The sequence below is a fragment of the Azospirillum picis genome, assembly GCF_017876115.1.
Classification (GTDB): Bacteria; Pseudomonadota; Alphaproteobacteria; order Azospirillales; family Azospirillaceae; genus Azospirillum; species Azospirillum picis.
Genome location: NZ_JAGINO010000023.1, coordinates 55,640 through 72,811 on the forward strand (window position 1 = coordinate 55,640; position 17,172 = coordinate 72,811).

At 72.0% G+C, this 17,172-nt stretch carries 14 protein-coding genes; 9 read left to right on the plus strand and 5 right to left on the minus strand.

Features of this window, described 5'->3' with window-relative positions; genetic code table 11:
- Positions 1 to 60: 60 nt before the first annotated feature.
- From J2850_RS25020 to J2850_RS25035, 4 genes are read left to right on the plus strand one after another with little or no spacing between them, the layout of a single operon-like run.
- Positions 61 to 1,311, plus strand: a complete 1,251-nt coding sequence (locus J2850_RS25020) for an ABC transporter substrate-binding protein (protein ID WP_209988016.1) — start codon at positions 61 to 63, stop codon at positions 1,309 to 1,311.
- A gap of 57 nt (positions 1,312 to 1,368) precedes the next feature.
- Positions 1,369 to 3,201: an ABC transporter permease gene (locus tag J2850_RS25025; protein WP_209988019.1), complete on the plus strand. Its 1,833-nt coding sequence runs from the start codon at positions 1,369 to 1,371 to the stop codon at positions 3,199 to 3,201.
- On the plus strand, positions 3,198 to 3,941 hold the full coding sequence (locus J2850_RS25030; RefSeq protein WP_209988021.1) for an ABC transporter ATP-binding protein: 744 nt from the start codon (positions 3,198 to 3,200) through the stop codon (positions 3,939 to 3,941). The genes J2850_RS25025 and J2850_RS25030 overlap by 4 nt, the downstream gene beginning before the upstream one ends.
- A gap of 32 nt (positions 3,942 to 3,973) precedes the next feature.
- A complete protein-coding gene (locus J2850_RS25035) occupies positions 3,974 to 4,687 on the plus strand; it encodes an ABC transporter ATP-binding protein (RefSeq protein WP_209988166.1) in 714 nt (237 codons plus the stop codon).
- 264 nt (positions 4,688 to 4,951) lie between these two features.
- Here J2850_RS25035 and J2850_RS25040 read toward each other — a convergent pair whose 3' ends face one another.
- The 3 genes from J2850_RS25040 to J2850_RS25050 are packed head-to-tail and all read right to left on the minus strand — an operon-like array spanning position 4,952 to position 7,715.
- Complete coding sequence (locus J2850_RS25040; protein WP_209988024.1) at positions 4,952 to 6,034, minus strand: ABC transporter substrate-binding protein; 1,083 nt, start codon at positions 6,032 to 6,034, stop codon at positions 4,952 to 4,954.
- Positions 6,035 to 6,085: 51 nt separating this feature from the next.
- Positions 6,086 to 6,949, minus strand: a complete 864-nt coding sequence (locus J2850_RS25045) for an ABC transporter permease (RefSeq protein WP_343206896.1) — start codon at positions 6,947 to 6,949, stop codon at positions 6,086 to 6,088.
- Entirely contained in the window at positions 6,942 to 7,715 is a 774-nt protein-coding gene (locus J2850_RS25050) for an ABC transporter ATP-binding protein (RefSeq protein WP_209988026.1), read from the minus strand. Before J2850_RS25050 ends, J2850_RS25045 begins: the two co-directional genes overlap by 8 nt.
- A gap of 354 nt (positions 7,716 to 8,069) precedes the next feature.
- Between J2850_RS25050 and J2850_RS25055 the strand changes: the two genes are divergently transcribed.
- Complete coding sequence (locus J2850_RS25055; protein ID WP_246513513.1) at positions 8,070 to 8,663, plus strand: hypothetical protein; 594 nt, start codon at positions 8,070 to 8,072, stop codon at positions 8,661 to 8,663.
- Positions 8,664 to 8,828: 165 nt separating this feature from the next.
- Here the strand turns inward: J2850_RS25055 and J2850_RS25060 are convergent, their stop codons facing one another.
- Positions 8,829 to 9,092, minus strand: a complete 264-nt coding sequence (locus tag J2850_RS25060) for a DUF3126 family protein (RefSeq protein ID WP_246513515.1) — start codon at positions 9,090 to 9,092, stop codon at positions 8,829 to 8,831.
- Positions 9,093 to 9,366: 274 nt separating this feature from the next.
- On the opposite strand from J2850_RS25060, the gene J2850_RS25065 reads away from it, so the two are divergent.
- Positions 9,367 to 11,190 carry a caspase family protein gene (locus J2850_RS25065; RefSeq protein ID WP_209988032.1) on the plus strand — a complete coding sequence of 608 codons (1,824 nt, stop codon included), beginning with the start codon at positions 9,367 to 9,369 and terminating at the stop codon, positions 11,188 to 11,190.
- Between the two features lie 75 nt (positions 11,191 to 11,265).
- Here the strand turns inward: J2850_RS25065 and J2850_RS25070 are convergent, their stop codons facing one another.
- Complete coding sequence (locus J2850_RS25070; RefSeq protein ID WP_209988036.1) at positions 11,266 to 13,818, minus strand: ankyrin repeat domain-containing protein; 2,553 nt, start codon at positions 13,816 to 13,818, stop codon at positions 11,266 to 11,268.
- A 219-nt stretch (positions 13,819 to 14,037) separates the two neighbouring features.
- Between J2850_RS25070 and J2850_RS25075 the strand changes: the two genes are divergently transcribed.
- The 3 genes from J2850_RS25075 (at position 14,038) to otsB (ending at position 17,133) form a co-directional block, all read left to right on the plus strand.
- Complete coding sequence (locus tag J2850_RS25075) at positions 14,038 to 14,976, plus strand: ROK family protein (protein ID WP_209988038.1); 939 nt, start codon at positions 14,038 to 14,040, stop codon at positions 14,974 to 14,976.
- A gap of 82 nt (positions 14,977 to 15,058) precedes the next feature.
- Entirely contained in the window at positions 15,059 to 15,370 is a 312-nt protein-coding gene (locus tag J2850_RS25080; protein WP_209988041.1) for a hypothetical protein, read from the plus strand.
- A 962-nt stretch (positions 15,371 to 16,332) separates the two neighbouring features.
- Positions 16,333 to 17,133, plus strand: coding sequence for a trehalose-phosphatase (gene otsB / locus J2850_RS25085; RefSeq protein ID WP_246513517.1), 801 nt, complete (start codon positions 16,333 to 16,335; stop codon positions 17,131 to 17,133).
- Positions 17,134 to 17,172 lie beyond the last annotated feature (39 nt).

A 17,172-nucleotide genomic window follows, 5' to 3' on the forward strand; every position in this document is an offset into this window, starting at 1 on the left:
CGCGGAGGCGTCGCGTCCGCTGGCCGGCCATCGCCTCTCTTGACCCGGGGTTCCCGCCGCATGCAGCACCGCCGCCAGACCATCTCGCTGTTGGCCAAGGCCGCCGCGATCACCGCCATCCTCGCTGCTGGCCTGGCTGGCGGCCTCGCTGGCGGCCTGCCCGCCGCCGCGGCCGAGACCGGCCCGGTGCGCGTCGGCGAGATCAACAGCTACACCGGCCTGCCGGCCTTCACCATCCCCTACCGCCAGGGCTGGCAACTCGCGGTCGAGGAGGTGAACGCCAAGGGCGGCGTGCTCGGCGGCCGCAAGCTGGAGGTGATCTCGCGCGACGACGCCGGCAAGCCGGACGATGCCGTCCGCGTCGCGCAGGAGTTGGTGACCAACGAGAAGGTCGACCTGCTGGCCGGCACCTATTTTTCCCACATCGGGCTGGCGGTCGCCGACTTCGCGGCGCGCAACAAGGTGCCCTTCGTCGCGGCCGAGCCGCTGACCGACGCCATCACCTGGGCCCAGGGCAACCGCTACACCTTCCGCCTGCGCCCCAGCACGTACATGCAGGCCGCCATGCTGGTGGAGGAGGCGGCGAAGCTGCCGGCCAAGCGCTGGGCCACCGTCGCCCCCAACTACGAATACGGCCAGTCGGCGGTGGCCTGGTTCAAGCAGTTGCTGAAGGAGAAGCGCCCGGACGTCGAGTTCGTCGCCGAGCAGTGGCCGGCCCAGGGCAAGCTGGAGGCCGGGCCGACCGTGCAGGCGCTGGCCGCCGCCACCCCCGAGGCGATCTTCAACGTCACCTTCGGCGCCGACCTCGCCAAGCTGGTGCGCGAGGGCGAGACCCGCGGCCTGTTCCGGAACCGCAAGGTGGTCAGCCTGCTGACCGGCGAGCCCGACTATCTGGAGCCGATGAAGGACGAGGCGCCGGAAGGCTGGATCGTCACCGGCTACCCGTGGGAGCAGATCGACACCCCCGTCCACAAGGCGTTCGTCGCCGCCTATGCCGCACGCTTCAAAGACCAGCCGAAGCAGGGTTCGCTGGTCGGCTACACCACGATGAAGGCGATCGCCGCCGCCATCGACAAGGCCGGCTCGACCGACCGCGAGAAGGTCGTCGACGCCCTGTCCGGCCTGACGCTGGACAGCCCGGTCGGCCCGGTGACCTTCCGCGCCTCCGACCACCAGTCGACCATGGGCGCCTTCGTCGGCACCACCACGGTCAAGGACGGCCGCGGCACCATGAAAGACTGGCGCTACGCCGACGGCACCGCCTACCTGCCCTCCGACGAGGCGGCGCGCAAGCTGCGGCCGGCGGAATAAGGCGCGGCCCCGCCCCCGACCCCTGCGGAACAAGCCCGCCCCGGAACAAGCGCCCCCATGTCCTTCCTCCTCGTCCAGGCCCTCAGCGGCCTTGCGACCGCGGCGACGCTGTTCCTGGTGTCGTCGGGGCTGACCATCGTGTTCGGCGTGACGCGGATCGTGAACTTCGCGCACGGCTCCTTCTACATGGTCGGTGCCTATGCCGGCTGGTCGCTGATCGAGCGCTTCGGCGGCACGGCTGCGGGCTTCTGGGGCTCGGTCGCCGCCGCCGCGATCGCCGTCGGCTGCCTGGGTGCGGCGATGGAGATCGGGCTGCTGCGCCGCCTCTACCGCTCGCCGGAGCTGTTCCAATTGCTCGGCACCTTCGGGGTGGTCCTGGTGGTGCAGGACCTCGCGGCGTGGGGCTGGGGGTCGGAGGATCTGCTGGGCCGGCGGGCACCGGGGCTGAAGGGATCGATCGACATCCTCGGGCAGTCCTTCCCGCTCTACGACCTCGTGCTGATCGGCCTCGGGCCGCTGGTGCTGGCGCTGCTGTGGGCGCTGTTCAACCGCACCCGCTGGGGCACGCTGGTACGCGCCGCCACCCAGGACCGCGAGATGGCGAGCGCGCTCGGCGTCGATCCGGCCCGGCTGTTCACCGGTGTGCTGTTCCTCGGCGGGGCGCTGGCCGGGCTGGGCGGGGCGCTGCAGGTCCCGCGCGAGGCGGTGACCCTGCAGATGGACATGGCGATCGTGGTGGAAGCCTTCGTCGTCGTCGTGGTCGGCGGCATGGGCAGCCTGACCGGCGCCTTCCTCGCCTCGCTGCTGATCGGCCAGCTCCAGGCCTTCGGCATCCTGGTCTTTCCGCAGATCACCCTGGTGCTGGTCTTCCTGTTCATGGCGGTGGTGCTGGTGCTGCGACCGCACGGCCTGCTCGGCCGCGCCGAGGAGGCGCCACCCACCGCCCCCGCCGCGGTGACGGTGCCGCTGGCGGCGGGGCGCAACGCCGGCTGGTGGGCGCTAGCGCTGCTGGCGGCGATGGCGGCGCTGCCGCTGGCCGTCGGCGACTATGCACTGATCCTGCTGACCGAGACGGTGATCCTCGCGCTGTTCGCCGCCAGCCTGCATCTGCTGATCGGCCTCGGCGGCCTCGTGTCGTTCGGCCATGCCGCCTGGTTCGGGCTCGGCGCCTATGGCGCGGCGCTGCTGGTCAGGCATCTGGGCGCGCCGATGCCGCTGGCGCTCGCCGGGGCGCCGCTGCTGGCCGGGGCCGGCGCCCTGGTCGCCGGCTGGTTCTGCGTGCGGCGCTCCGGGCTCTATTTCGCCATGCTGACCCTGGCCTTCGCGCAGATCGCCTGGTCGGTCGCCTTCCAGTGGTACGCGGTGACCGGCGGCGACAACGGCATCCTCGGCGTCTGGCCGTCGCCCTGGGCGGCGGGCAAGGCGGCCTATTACTGGCTGACCCTGGCGCTGTGCGGCGGCGCGCTGTGGCTGCTGCGCCGCGCCGCCTTCGCCCCCTTCGGTTATGCCCTGCGGGCCGGCCGCGACTCCGGCCTGCGCGCCGAATCGGTGGGCATCGACGTGCGGCGCTTCCAGTGGATGGCCTTCGTGCTGGCGGGCGCCGCCGCGGGTCTGGCCGGCGGCCTCTACGCCTTCGCCAAGGGCAGCGTCTTCCCCACCCTGCTGGCGGTGCCGCTGTCGGTCGACGCGCTGGTGATGGTGCTGATGGGCGGCATCCAGACCGTCGCCGGGCCGCTGGCCGGCGCCGCCGCCTTCCACCTGCTGGAGTCGGAGGTGATGAGCCTGACCGACTGGTGGCGGCTGGCGCTCGGCCTCGTCATCGTCGCCCTGGTGCTGCTGTTCCCCCGGGGCATCGTCGGCTTCGTCGCCGGGCTGCGGGGGCGCGCATGAGCGAACTGGTGGTGCGCGACCTGCACCGGTCGTTTGGCGGCGTGCAGGCGGTGGGCGGCGTGTCCTTCACCCTGCGCTCGGGCGACCTGCTGGCGCTGATCGGGCCGAACGGCGCCGGCAAGAGCACCTGCTTCAACCTGCTGAACGGCCAGCTCCGCCCCGATTCGGGATCGGTGCGGCTGGACGGGACCGAACTGGTCGGCCTGCCGCCGCGGCGCATCTGGGCACTCGGCGTCGGCCGCACCTTCCAGATCACCGCCACCTTCGCCTCCATGACGGTGGTCGAGAACGTGCAGATGGTGCTGCTGTCGCGCGCCCGGCGGCTGTTCGGCCTGTGGCGCCCGGCGGCGGCGCAGTTCCGCGAGCCGGCATTGACCCTGCTGGGGCAGGTCGGCATGGCGGCCCAGGCCGACCGACCCTGCGGCGTGCTGGCCTACGGCGACCTGAAGCGGGTGGAACTGGCGATGGCGCTGGCCAGCGAGCCGGCGGTGCTGCTGATGGACGAGCCGACCGCCGGCATGGCGCCGGCCGAAAGGCTCACCCTGATGGCGCTGACCGCCGGGCTGGTGCGCGAGCGCAACCTCGCCGTCCTGTTCACCGAACACGACATGGACGTCGTCTTCGGCCATGCCACCCGCGTGCTGGTGCTCGACCGCGGCAGGCTGATCGCCGAGGGGTCGCCCGACGAGATCCGGGCCGACCCCCGCGTCCAATCGGTCTATCTGGGAGGCGAAGCGTGAACGATCCCCTGTCGTCTCCCCTGCCGCCTCCCGTGCCGCCTCCCCTGCTGACGGTCGAGGGGCTGCAGGCCTGGTACGGCCGCGCCCACATCCTCGACGGCGTCGCGCTCAGCGTCGGGCGCGGCGAGGTGGTGGCGCTGATGGGCCGCAACGGCGCCGGCAAGACGACGACGCTGAAGGCGGTGATGGGGCTGGCCCAGCGCCGGGCGGCGGTGCTGCGCTTCGACGGCCGCGACCTGGCGGCCCTGCCCGCCCACCGCATCGCGCGGCTGGGCATCGGCTACGTGCCGGAGGACCGCCGCATCTTCGCCGACCTGACGGTGGAGGAGAACCTGGAGGTCGGCCGCCAGCCGCCCCGGCCCGGCGCCCCGGCCTGGACGCCGGACAAGCTGTACGAGCTGTTCCCGAACCTGAAGGAGATGCGCGGCCGCCGCGGCACCCGGATGAGCGGCGGCGAGCAGCAGATGCTGACGCTGGCCCGCACGCTGATGGGGAACCCCTCGCTGCTGCTGCTCGACGAGCCGTCCGAAGGTCTGGCGCCGCTGATCGTCCGCCAGATGGCCGAGGCGGTGCGGCGGCTGAAGGCCGAGGGACTGTCGGTGCTGCTGTCCGAACAAAGCCTGTCCTTCGCCGCCGCCGTCGCCGACCGCGCCTGCGTCATCGAGACCGGCCGCCTGCGCTGGACCGGCGCCATGGCCGACCTGCTGGCCGACCGGCAGGTGCGGACGGCCTATCTGGCGGTGTGAGGCCACGGCGCGTTTGAAGGACTGGGCTCGCGCCGCTGCGCATCGGCGCTGACTACCCCCTCCTACCTCCCCCGCTCTCAGCGGACCGAAGGTCCGCCTGCCGCGTCAGCACAAAGCGGAGCTTTGTGCGAGAGCTTCGCGGGAGAGGGACTGCCGCCGCTTGTCCCGATAAGCACTTGCCCCCTCTTCCGCCCAGCGGGGGAGGGTTGGGGAGGGGGCAACGTCAGCACGCCTGCGTCTTCCCTGTGATGACGGAGGGTGAGATCACTGCCCGACGAAGCTGAGGTCCATCACCGACTTCGGGTCCAGCGCCTTGTCGACCTGGCCTTCGGACTGCCAGAACTTCACCTGGTTCACCACGTCCTCGACCAGCAGGCGGGCCTGCGGGTCGACATAGGGCAGGCCCTCGGCGACGATCTCAGGCTTCTGCTTGGTCGCCTCGGCGATGATCGCCAGCAACTCGTCGTAGCCCGGCCCCTTCACCGGCTTGCCGGCGGCGTCACGGCTGTTGAAGGCGGCGTGGTATTCGGCAAGCGCCGTCTTGTAGGCGCGCATGAACTTCTCGACCGCCGGCCGGTGCTCCTTGATCATCGCCGGCGAGGTGAAGAGGGCGCCGAGCTGCCAGGGAGTCTCGTCCCCGACCCAGCCCAGGATCCTGCCGGCGCCGTCGGCGGCGAGCTGGCGCGACACCGTGGACGGCGCGATGACGGCGTCGACCTGGCCGCCCTTGAAGGCGGCGACCATCTGCGGCACGCCCTGCAGCGGCACCATGGTCACCTCCTTGACGGTGAAGCCGTGCTTCTGCCCCAGGATCCCGACCATGTAGTGGAAGGTCGAGCCGATCGTGGTGATGGCGATCCGCTTGCCCTTCAGGTCGGCCGGCGTCTTCAGACCGGCGTCGTAGGCGGCATTGGTCGCCATGTAGGCGCTCAAGGGAAAGCCCGGCTCGTCGCGGCTCTGGGCGGCGATGATGGTGACCGCACCCTTGGAGGCGAGATTGTAGAAGCCGGCGGTGAGGCCGGTGACGCCGAAGCCGATGTCGCCGGAGGCCACCGCCACCGGCACCTGCTGCGCCGAGGTGAAGAGCTTCAGGTCGACGTCCAGCCCTTCCTTCGCGAAATAGCCCTTGGCCTTGGCGATGAAGATCGGGCCGGAGGAGGACAGCGCCAGGGCGCCGACCGTGGCCTTCTCCGGGGCCTGCGCCAGTGCCGCCGACGGCAGGGCGGCGGAGAGGGCGCTGGCGGCAAGCATCGCCGCGGCGGTGGCGAGCATCGCGCGCCGGGTCAGATGGGCAAGGGTCAAGCGAGCAAGGGCCGGGCGGGCAAGGACCGGGCGGGCAAGGGTCATCGACGCAAATCCTCCCATACGGATCGGTTCGGGTTTCTTGGAAAAGGGCGGTCAGCGCCAGTTCAGCAGCCGGCGCTCCAGCAGCGACAGCACGGTGCCGATGGCGAGCCCCATCAGCGACAACACCAGCACGCCGGCCAGCAGCGTGTCGGTCTGCATCAGGTTGCCGGCCATCAGCACGAAGGCGCCGATGCCGTACTCCGCACCGATCATCTCGGCGGCGACCACCAGGATCAGCGCGATCGACGCCGTGATGCGGAAGCCGGCCAGGATGCCCGGCAGGGCGCCCGGCAGCACGATGGAGCGCAGGATCGCCCCCCAGGGCAGGCCGAAGCTCTGCGCCATGCGGATCAGGTTGCGCGGCACGGAATCGATGGCGCTGTAGGTGGCGATCACGGTGGGGAAGAAGACGCCGAAGCCGATGGTGGCGAACTTCGACGGCTCGCCGATGCCGAACCACAGGATGAACAGCGGCAGCAGCGCGATCTTCGGGATCGGGAAGAAGGCGGATACCAGCGGCACCCCCACCGCGCGGGCGGTGGAGAAGATGCCCATGGCGAAGCCAACCAGCATGCCGCCGAGCGTGCCCAGCACCCACCCGACGGCGATGCGCGCCAGCGACGCCTTCAGGTTCAGCCACAGCGAACCGTCAGCCACCATGCCGGCCAGCGCCCGGCCGACCGCGCTCGGCGGCGGCAGGAACAACGGGCTGGCCAGCCCGAGCCGGCTCACCCCCTCCCACACGGCGAGCAGCGCGGCGAAGGCGGCCAGTGCCGCCCAGCCATGGCGCTTCACGGTGAAGCCGCCGCCTCGGAAGCGCACCGGCTGGGCCGCGACGGTCCTTCCGGCGGCCCCGCCGGCAGGCGGGCGGGCGGGCGGCATGGCGGACGGCGATGCGGGAAGGCTGTCAGGCACGGGCGATCTCCCGGTCGGCCATCTGGGCTTCGGCCTTCATCAGGTGCCAGAGCCGTTCGCGCACCTCGGCGAGATGGGCCTGGGCCGACGGCTCCTGCCGGCGCTCGCGCGGCTCCTCGATGGTGACCAGCTCGCGGATGCGGCCGGGGCGGCGGCTCAGCACGCAGACGCGGTCGGCCAGCCGCAGGGCCTCGTCCAGATTGTGGGTGACGTAGAGGGCGGTGGTCTTCTCCCGCCGCCACAGGCCGAGGAAATCGTCCATCAGCAGCTCGCGGGTCTGGGCGTCGAGCGCCGACAGCGGTTCGTCCAGCAGCAGCATGGCCGGACGGACCGCCAGCGCGCGGGCGATGCCGACGCGCTGGCGCATGCCGCCCGACAACTGCTTGGGCAGCGCCTTGCGGAAGTCCCACAGCCCCATGCGGCGCAGGCCGGTTTCGGTCCGCTCGCGCCGCTCGGCGGCGGAAAGGCGGTGATGCTCCAGCACCAGCGCGATGTTGTCCTCCACCGTGCGCCAGGGCAGCAACGCGAAATCCTGGAAGATGAAGGTGATGGGATTGAGACAGCCGTCGGGAACCGCCCCCTCCACCCGCACGGACCCGGCGGTGGGGGCGACGATGCCGCCGGCGATGCCCAGCAGGGTCGATTTACCGCAGCCGCTGGGACCGATCACGGCCAGGATTTCGCCCTCCGCCAGCGTGAGGTCGATGCCGTCCAGGACGGTCAGATCCTCATAGCGGTGGGTCAGTTCGGAAACGAGTAGCCTCATAGCGCCCTTCCGGCCCGCGCCTCCTGCCCGGTCCATCGGGCGGGGCTGACTGTTCGTTGGGCTTGCCACTATAGCGCGGGGGCCTTGAGGGGGAGAGCGGAAAGCTCGGCCGCAGGCCTGCCATACCGGAGCATGCCGAGGGGGCCGGCAACACGCGCCCCCGCCGCGCGAAAGGACTGGACGGCCCGCGTCCCGGCGGGACAGGATCGCCTCCCCTCCGGCTCTCCCCGCCATCTCCGCCCAGCCATCTTCACCCGGCCATCTCCACCCGGCCGCATCCGCCAAACCGTCTCCGCCACCACAGGCCCGCCACGCCGCCCGATGACCGCCAAACCGCCTGCCAAAGTCGAGGTCATGCGCGAAGACGGCGCCAGCGGCGCCGTCTTCGTCGCGACGCCGGTGCTGACGCCCGCCATCCGCACCCGCTACCTGCTGGTCGCCGGGCTGCTGGCGACCGGCTTCATCGCCGGGGCCGGGCTGGCTCCGGAGGAGATCGCCGGCATGCTCCAGTGGCTGGCCGCCTTCTGCGCGGTGCCCGTGCTGCTGCTGTGGGTGGTGATGCTGGCCGAGACGGTGCAGCGCCGTGCCGTCCGGCTCGGGGTGACCGAGCGCGGATTGACGGTGGATGGCGCGCGCATCCATCCGCACGAGACGATCCGCGACCTCGCCCTCTATCCGATGGTCGGCGGCAAGCCGCTGTTCGTCGCCTGGATCGATCCGGCGCGCGACTACCGCCACGGGGCGGAAATGACGCTGGTGGGCGGCGGCGTGCCGGCGAACGAGGCGGTGATGGCGGAAATGAGGGCGGCCGGCAGCCGCAACGTACGGCTGGTCATGCACCGGCGCGGCGGACGCACGGGCATCGTCCTGGTGCGCGGGCTGAGCTTCTCGGCGGGCCAGACGCTGCTGGCGGCACTGGCGGCGGAGCTTCGCGCCCACAGCCGCTAGAGTGTGGTCGTTTCAAGCGGTATCGCTTGAAACGTGAATCACACGGAAGGCCAAAAGCCCAGACTCCGTCTGGTGCTTCAATAAGCACCAGACGGAGTCTAGGCGGGATTCCCGGACCGCTCCCACCTAGGGGCGGGCGCGGAAACCCCGTGAAGCCCGCCTGGGTCAGCGGCGCGGCGGGGCCGGCGGCTCCGGCAGGTCCTCTTCCAGGATGACCACGTTCAAGGCGTAGGAAATCTCGCCCTCGTCCTCGTCGCGGTTCAGCGTGCCGAAGAACTCGCCGTCCACCGTCACCTCGGCCGACTGACCGGCCTTGGCCGGGGCCTCGATCACGATCTTGGGATTGCCCAGCGTCTTGCGCAGGTACATCTGCACGCGGGCGATTTCCGTGTCGGACATCCGGACGGCGGGCGGCTTGGCGGGCGGCATGGCGAACCTCGTTGTCGTTGGAAGGACCGTCATATAGGCGCCTTCACCGCCCAGGGAAAGCGATAGATCGGCCCGCACATGCGGCCGGCCCGGCGATTTGCTCCGCGTGAGGTAACGCGGCCTCGGCTGGAAGACCCTAAAGAGCGGGGTTACGGAATGACGGAAAAGGCTATGCTCCCGCCGGTGGTACGCCGCCAAAGGCGATGGGGCAACGACAATATAGCCGGCGGCAACGGGCCGGCGGCTGCCGAAGGACTGCGGAGGATCGAAGGCATTGACGGGACACGTCCAGCAACGGAAAGCCCCCTGGTGGCGGGGACTGCTCGCCGGAACGGCGCTGGCGGCGACGCTCGTGGCCGGGCCGGCGCTGGCGGAGTCCGGCCGGCGCGTCGCCCTGGTCATCGACAACGGCCGCTATCCGGCGCTTGAGAGCCGCCCGGCCAACGCCTCCGCCAACGCGGCGGCCATGGCGTCGGCCCTGCGCCGGGCCGGCTTCTCGGTCACGCGTGCCGACAACGTCACCCGGATCGCCATGGAATCGGCGCTCGAACGCTTCCGGGAAACGCTGTCCGGCGCCGACCTCGGCTTCGTCTATTACAGCGGGCTGGCGGTCGGGCTTGACGAGCGCGAATACCTGCTGCCGACCGATGCAGCAGCCGGGGGGGCGGAGGATCTGTCGCGGAGCGCGCTGGACCTCGACGCGCTGCTCGCCGACCTCAAGGAGTCCGGGCGCAAGACCGTCGTGGTGATCGATCCTGCCCCCGCCGAGGCGCTGGCCCAACGCGTCGGCGGCGGGGCGCTGGGAACGCCTGTGACCGCGGACGGCCTGTTCGTCGTCTATGCCCACCGTCCGGGCGTTCCGCCGGTGCCCCCGTCATCCGCCAAGGGAGCCGATCCCTTCACCGCGGCGCTGGCGCGGGAGATGGTGCGGCCGGGTGTCAGCTTCCGCGACGCGCTGGCCGAGGTCGCCCGTGCGGTTGCCGAGCGCAGCGGCGGGCGCCAGTTGCCCTGGCTGCAGGACCGCATCGGCGGCGACCTCGTGCTGGTGCCGCCCGCATCCCAGACCCCACCCCAAAACACGGCGCAGAACGTCGCCAGGAACGACACCACCGCGGCGGCGAAAGGCGAACGGCCGGTGCCCGACAAGCCCGCGCCGCCGAGGGAGGAGCCGGCCACCGCCACGGCAGCGAGGGAGCTGCCGGAGGTGACCTCCCCCAGCCTGTCGCCGGGCGACTACCGGATGGCCAAGGACGGCGTGCTGTTCGACCGGCCGGCCGTCGGCGCGCACGGGGTGGCTCGGCTATCCACGGGTGCGACCGTGACCGTGCTCGATTCCGTCCCGCAGGGAAGCTGGCTGCGCGTGCGCGATCCGGACGGACAGGTCGGCTATCTCACCGCCGGCAGCCTGGCCGCCCGCTGGGGCGACCCGACGCCGCTCGCCGCCCAGCCGCGCGGAACGGTGGAGGCCGGCCCGGCGCCCGGCGTGTCGCCCGATCTGGCCCCCTATGGCGACACCGCCGCCGCCCCGGCGGCCGGCGGCAGTTCCGATTCCTTCGCTGGCGGCCCGGTTGCCGCCCAGCCCCCCGGCGGTGCCGGTTCCATCGCCAACCCGCCCGCACCCCGATCCTCTGCTCAATCCGTTACCCAATCCCCTGCCCCCACCACCGAGGCGGCCACCGAACCGGCCACCTGGGACAGCCCGGCCGTCACCGCGGAGCGGCGGGCGATGCGCGCGCTGGGCGATGCCCGGACCGCGGCGGAACGGGCGGGCAGCCGTCCCGACAGCCGCTACTGGACCTACGGCTTCAGCGGCGGCGACCGCTATGAGGGATCCTGGGCGCAACCCAAGGCGGGAAGCGCCCTTGGCCGGCCGATCCGCGACGGATCCGGCGTCTACCGCTTCTCGAACGGCCAGACCTATGAGGGCGAGTGGGCCGACGACCTGATGTCCGGCTACGGCGTGATGACCTTCAACGACGGCAGCCGCTTCGCCGGCCGCTTCCGGGACGGCCAGCCCGACGGGCCGGGCGTGTTCCACTACACCAACGGGTCCCAGAGCGCCGGGCTGTGGCGCGGCGCCGTCCGGGTCGACCGGTAGGAGCCGCAGCCCCGGCCCGCCACCGGGGCCGCCGCGGAGGGCCGCCGCCGGGGCCGCCGCTTGACGGGAGAGGCGTCAGCGCGGCTTCAGCGCCTCCACCACCTGCAGGTGGCCCTGCAGTGCCCCGAGCGTCAGGGCGGAGTTGCCGTTGGTGTCCATGCGGTAGGGATTGGCGCCACGGTCGAGCAGCAGCTTGGCCACTCCCTCATGACCGTTGTTGGCGGCGTACATCAGCGCCGACCAGCCATAGGCCGTGGTGCGGTCGACCACCGCGCCGCGCTGGAGCAGGGTGCGCGCGACATCCTCGTGCCCGCGGGCGGCCGCAGCCATCAGCGCGGTCTTGCCGTCGCTGTTGGTGGTGTCGAGGTCGGTGCCGGCGTCCGCCAGCGCCTTCACCACCGCATCATGACCGCTCCACGCCGCATACATCACCGCGGTGGCGCCATCGGCGGTGCGCAGGTCGGTCCGGGCATGGCGGTCCAGCAGAACGCGCACCGAATCGGTCAACCCCTGCTCGGCGGCGATCATCAGCAGGGTCTTGCCGCCGTCCAGACGCGTGTCCGGGCTGGTGCCCGACTGCAGGCTGCGCGACAGCTCGGCCGGGTTGCGCAGCAGGGCCAGCACCGCCTCGCGGCTCTGCAGGCCGGGGGCGGCCTTGGCGCCGCCGACGGCGGGGGACGGCGCGAAGCCGGCGCCGGGGTTCGCGGCAGGACCGGTGTAGGCGCGCTGCTCGCTGGCCGCCTTGATGCGTTCGGGAAGATCGGGGCTGGTGGGGGCGACGACCTGCGCCCGCTCGTAGAAGCGCCTGGCCTCGGCCCAGTCGCCGTCACGCTCGGCCTGCATCGCCCAGCGGCGATAGGTCTCCTCCATGGCGGTCAGCAGCTCGGAGGTTTCCGGAGCGGAGGGCGCCAGTTGACGCAGGCGCAGCACCGTTTCATAGGCGTTGTCGCCCGGCGGCGTCGTCAGCTTCTTGCCCGCGAGCTGCCGGCGCGCCTGATCGACCAGCACGCGCACGCGTTGCGCCGTCTCGGCATCGGGCGCCGCCGCTTGCGGCACCGCCGGGATCGCAGTGGCGGTCGACGGCTCCTCGAGCGGCGGCAGCGACGCGCTTCCCGGCGCCGCTTCCGCATTGGCGCCCGGAGCGGCCGCGGCCGGCGGCAGGGCCGGCGGTTGAAGGGCCGGCGTCAGCGGGGATGATGTCTGCGGGGACGGTGTCTGCAGGGCCGGCGCCAGGGTCGGGGGCACGGCCGCGGTCTGGAGCGGAGCCGGCTGGGCCGGGGCGGGCACGGCGCCGGCCGGGGCCTTCGCCACCGTCTGCGTCGCGGCCGGCGGAGACGGCGCCGTCCGCTCGGAGGCCGCCGGCCCCGAAGGCGCACCGGCGGTGGCCTGGACCTGCGGCTGGGCCTGGGGAAGCGGCCCCTGTCCCGGCACGGCCGGCGCGAGCTCGGCGGACGGGGCATGGGTTGCGGGGAGATGGGGGGCCGGGGCGATGGCGGCCGATGTGGCGGGCGCCGCGGGGGTTTCCGCCCCCGCCCGCTCGCCGCCGATCAAATCCTGGACCGTCCGTTCGACGGCATCCCGTGCCCGGTTCCAGCCGTCGCCGATCGCCGCCAGCGCCGCGCCGGGCGCTCCGTCGAGCGAGGTGCCGGGCATGGCGGTGACGATGGTGGCACCGGCGGCCCCCAGCAGCACCAGCGTCGTCAGCGCCGCACCGGCATAGAGGCCGGTGCGCCGCGGCGCCCGCATGCCCGCGGCCGGCATCGCGCCACCGGCATATCCGGCATCCGGACCGGGTCCCTCCTGGCCGAAGCCCTGGCCGACTCCCTGATCGCTCCAGTCATGGCCGCCCCCAGACCAGTCGTTGGCGGGTTCGGACGAAACGCGGCGGTCCACTGGCCTGACCGGCTCCGGATCGGGTGCCGGCGCGGGAGCGGCCAGCATTGCGGACGGCCTGGGCACAGGCTGCGGCCGCAGTTCGGGCAGCGGCTCGCCGGTGACGGCGCCGGCATCCGCAGCCAGGCGGTAGAGCACGCCGGTATCGCGCAGGCAATCGGACAGCCCCGCGCGCGCCAGGGAGCCTTCCAGTTCCGGCGACCCGCAGAGCAGCACCTGGAGGAAGCGTCCGCTCGGCGTCTCCGCCCGGGTCAGCTCCACCAAGTCGGCCAGCACCGGCGGGGCAAGCATGGTGGCGTTGTCGACCGCCAGCAGCCCGGCGCCGGCAAGATCCAGCCGCTCCTCCAGCGCTGCGACCAGCGCATCGAAGCCGCCCTCGCCGTCCTCGTCGCCGCCGGCTGCCAGATCGGGCAGCGCGCCGCTGCCGGCGGCGGCGATCAGATCCTCGACTTCGGCGCCGATCGTCGCGTTCACCGGCAGCGCCATGGCGCCGTCGGCCTCGACATGCCCGACCAACTGCCGGAACAGCGCCGGGCGGCCCGATCCGGCTTCGCCGATGAGCACCAGAAGCCGTTTGCGCGCCAGGAACGCAAGGACCAGCCCGTCGCGGATCTCGTCGGCCGTGACCGGGGCGCCCGCCTGGGCACCCCCCAGGGCGGAGGTGCAGGCGGGATCGTGACGGCCCGAGGCGGCGCGCCGGGCGCGCAGGGAGTGTTGCGGGGCAGAACGGTCCATGGACATCGCACACGCCGGTCAGTGAAAGGAGTCGCTCACCAGACTCTAGTGATTCACTCGGCGGCGCCGGACGGAGCAAAGGGCGGTAGCCCCCCTCTCTTCCGGGGTGGGAAGCCTGAGTCTTCCGGCACGATCGCGCACTGGCCCGCCGAATGGGGGAGCGGTATAGGGTTGCCTCCGAAGCCATAGACTTCTCTCCCAAACCGGACGCGCTCTGCCATGCGACTCGGAATCGACCTGGGCGGCACCAAGATCGCCGCCGTCGCCCTCGATGAGGACGGAACGGAGCGGGCACGCCACCGCCGCCAGACCCCGCGCGGCTACGACGAGACGATGGCGGCCCTGGCCAGGGCGGTCGAGGATTTGCTCGGCGGGCTCGGCGAACACCGGCGGGCCGGCGGGAACGGTCCGGTCGGCATCAGCCTTCCCGGCGTGGTCGATGCGGCGGCCGGGCGCGTGCGGGCGGTGAACCTGCCCTGGCTCGACGGCCGTCCCTTCGCGGAGGACGCCGCGCGGACGCTCGGCCGGCCGGTGCGCATCGCCAACGACGCCAACTGCTTCACCCTGTCGGAGGCGGCGGACGGCGCCGCGGCCGGAGCACGGGTGGCGTTCGGGATCATCCTCGGCACCGGGGTGGGCGGCGGGATCGTGGCCGACGGCCGGATCCTGCCGGGAGCCAACGGTCTGGCCGGCGAATGGGGACACGCTCCCCTGCCCTGGCGCGATGCGGAGGACGGCCCCGCGGTTGCCTGCGGCTGCGGCCGGACCGGATGCCTGGAAACGGTGCTGTGCGGCGCCGGGCTGACCCGCCTGCACCGCCACCGCACCGGCGACGACCTCGACCCGCCGGAGATCGCCGCACGGGCGGCGGCCGGCGACTCCGCGGCGGCCGGGACCCTTGACCGCCACGCCGACGCCCTCGCCCGCGCGCTCGCGCCGGTGCTGAACCTGCTGGATCCGGATGTCGTCGTCGTCGGAGGCGGCCTGTCCGCCCTGCCCGGCCTGTGCGAGGCGGTTACCGCCCGCTGGGGCGGCTGGAGCCTGGCCGCCCAACCACGCACCAGGATGGCCGTCGCCCGCCACGGCGGCGAGAGCGGCATGCGTGGCGCTGCGCGCCTCTGGGGCCGGGAAGATGCCGGCACCGCAAGCCGGGCCTGACCGCGACCGGGGGCGCTGCCGACGGCCGCGGGATGGCACGGGACTTGCCCCTCGACAGGCCAGACCGAACGAGGGTACGCCCATGATGCGGAAGAAGTTGGGGACGCGGGTCAGCAGCAGCGGCGTTCATTTGCATTTTGCAAACCGAAACGCGACACGAACCAGAAATGCGGCGGGCCGTTTGCAATTTGCAAACGACCATCGTACCGGCCGCCGCCTGGAGCATGTCTGCGCCCATTTGCAGGACGCCGCGGTAGAGCTGGAAACCGTGCTGTCCCAGTTGCCGGGAGGCGAGCAGGCCGATCTCCATGAAGCCATCGGCTCGATCATGGAGACCCTTCAGCTAATCGCCTCCGCCCATGCGCGGCTCGAAACACCGATGGCCGCGGACTGACCGCAGACCGCGCGCGGCGCTCGTCTCCCGCGGCCCAGCGGCAGGCCGAACGGCAGGAAGCCTGCGCAAAGAAACCTGCGCAAAGAAAAAGGCGACCTGTAGAGGCCGCCTTCCCGGTTCGCCGGTCCCCCGTCGACGGTGTGCCGGCCTCCCGCCGGCCACGTCGGGTGCGGTCGGCGACAGGCACGGTTGCGTGCGACAGGCCCGTGACCGATCAATCCGTGATCGTCTGCCAGAAGAAGAAGGCGACGGCGAGAACCATGATGGCGATGTCCATGGGATTTGCTCCTGTGGATGGGCGGTGGCGGGTGTCCACGGAGTCTATACGACAGTTCCGGCGCCCGCGGCAGTGGTTCCGTTCGCCTGCGACGGTTTTTCGCGCTCCGCCCGTCATCACCGGGGTAACACTGGCGTCTCTGCTGGCTGGACGCTGCCCGGCCGGGAGCCGCCCCGATCGAAACCCCGCCGAACCCGGCGACCGCCTGAAGAACGGCAGACCCTTATAAGTCAAAGACTTGCACAAGGGTCGCCGGGGTTGCGGCCAAGCGGCGCCTCGCGCGATCCGCCCTGGACCGGAGTCCTGTCGACCGGAAAGCCACGCCGCCGACGCATCCGGATCGCAGCGCTATGACCTTTGTCAGGGGTTGCTTTCCCCAGGGGCTTTCTGGCAGAAAAAAGGCCGCTGAGAGCAGCGGCCTTGAGTTTAGGGAGGAAACGCCCAAGAAGGGCGAAGCAGCAATCGCTTGCTGCACTGCAACAGTACCAGAACCAGAGGGATCCGCAACCCCCGAAACGCCGGCCTTCCCGCAAGGCCGAGGCTTTGCATCCTGCCTGTTGCGGGAGGGCCACATGCAGGCCCATCCCATTATCCTGCCGGAAACGGCCGACCGGTCCGGCCGTTATCCTTGTGCGGCATGCCGGTGCGCTGCCGCATCCCACGGCAACGGCGCGAGGATCGTTTCTTGGCTTTATCAACGCCCTCCGCTTTCGCGGAGTTCGACGCTTTCACCGCGGCGCTCGACGGCCGCCGTCCGGCGCTTTTCCTCGATTACGATGGCACGCTGGCCGCCATCGCGCCGCGCCCCGAACTGGCGGTGATGCCCGACGGTGCCCGCGCCGTGGTCCGCCGGCTGGCGGCGCTCTGTCCCGTCGCCTTCGTAAGCGGCCGCGATCTCGACGACCTGACGAGGATGGTGGCGGTCGATGGACTGGTCTACGCCGGCAGCCACGGTTTCGACCTGCGCGGTCCAGGGCTGCGCCGACAGGTCGGGGTGGAGTATCTCGGCGACCTCGACACGGCGGAAGGGCTGCTGCGCGACCGGCTGGGTGGCTTCACCGGCGTGCTGGTCGAGCGCAAGCGCTTCGCCATCGCCGTCCACACCCGCCAAGCCGCCCCTGGCGACAAGCCGGCGGTCGCCGACGCCGTCCGCACCCTGGTCGGGGAACAGCCGCGCCTGCGCCTGACCGGCGGCAAGGAGCTGTATGAGCTTCGCCCCGACCTTCCCTGGGACAAGGGACGCGCCGTGCTCGCCCTTCTGGAAACGCTGGGGCTGCAGGGAGCCGACACCCTGCCGGTCTATCTCGGCGACGACGAAACCGACGAGGACGCCTTCCGCGCGCTGGCGGAGCATGGTCCGTCCGGAGGCATCGGCATCCGGGTGATGGAGGAGCCGGCCCCGACCGCCGCCACCTGGAGCCTGCGCGACCCCGACGAGGCCGTGGCCTTCCTCGGGCGGCTGGCGGACTGGCTGGCCGCGGCGTGAGGCCGGCGCCGTGACCGGGCCGATTCCGCCTCTGGACCG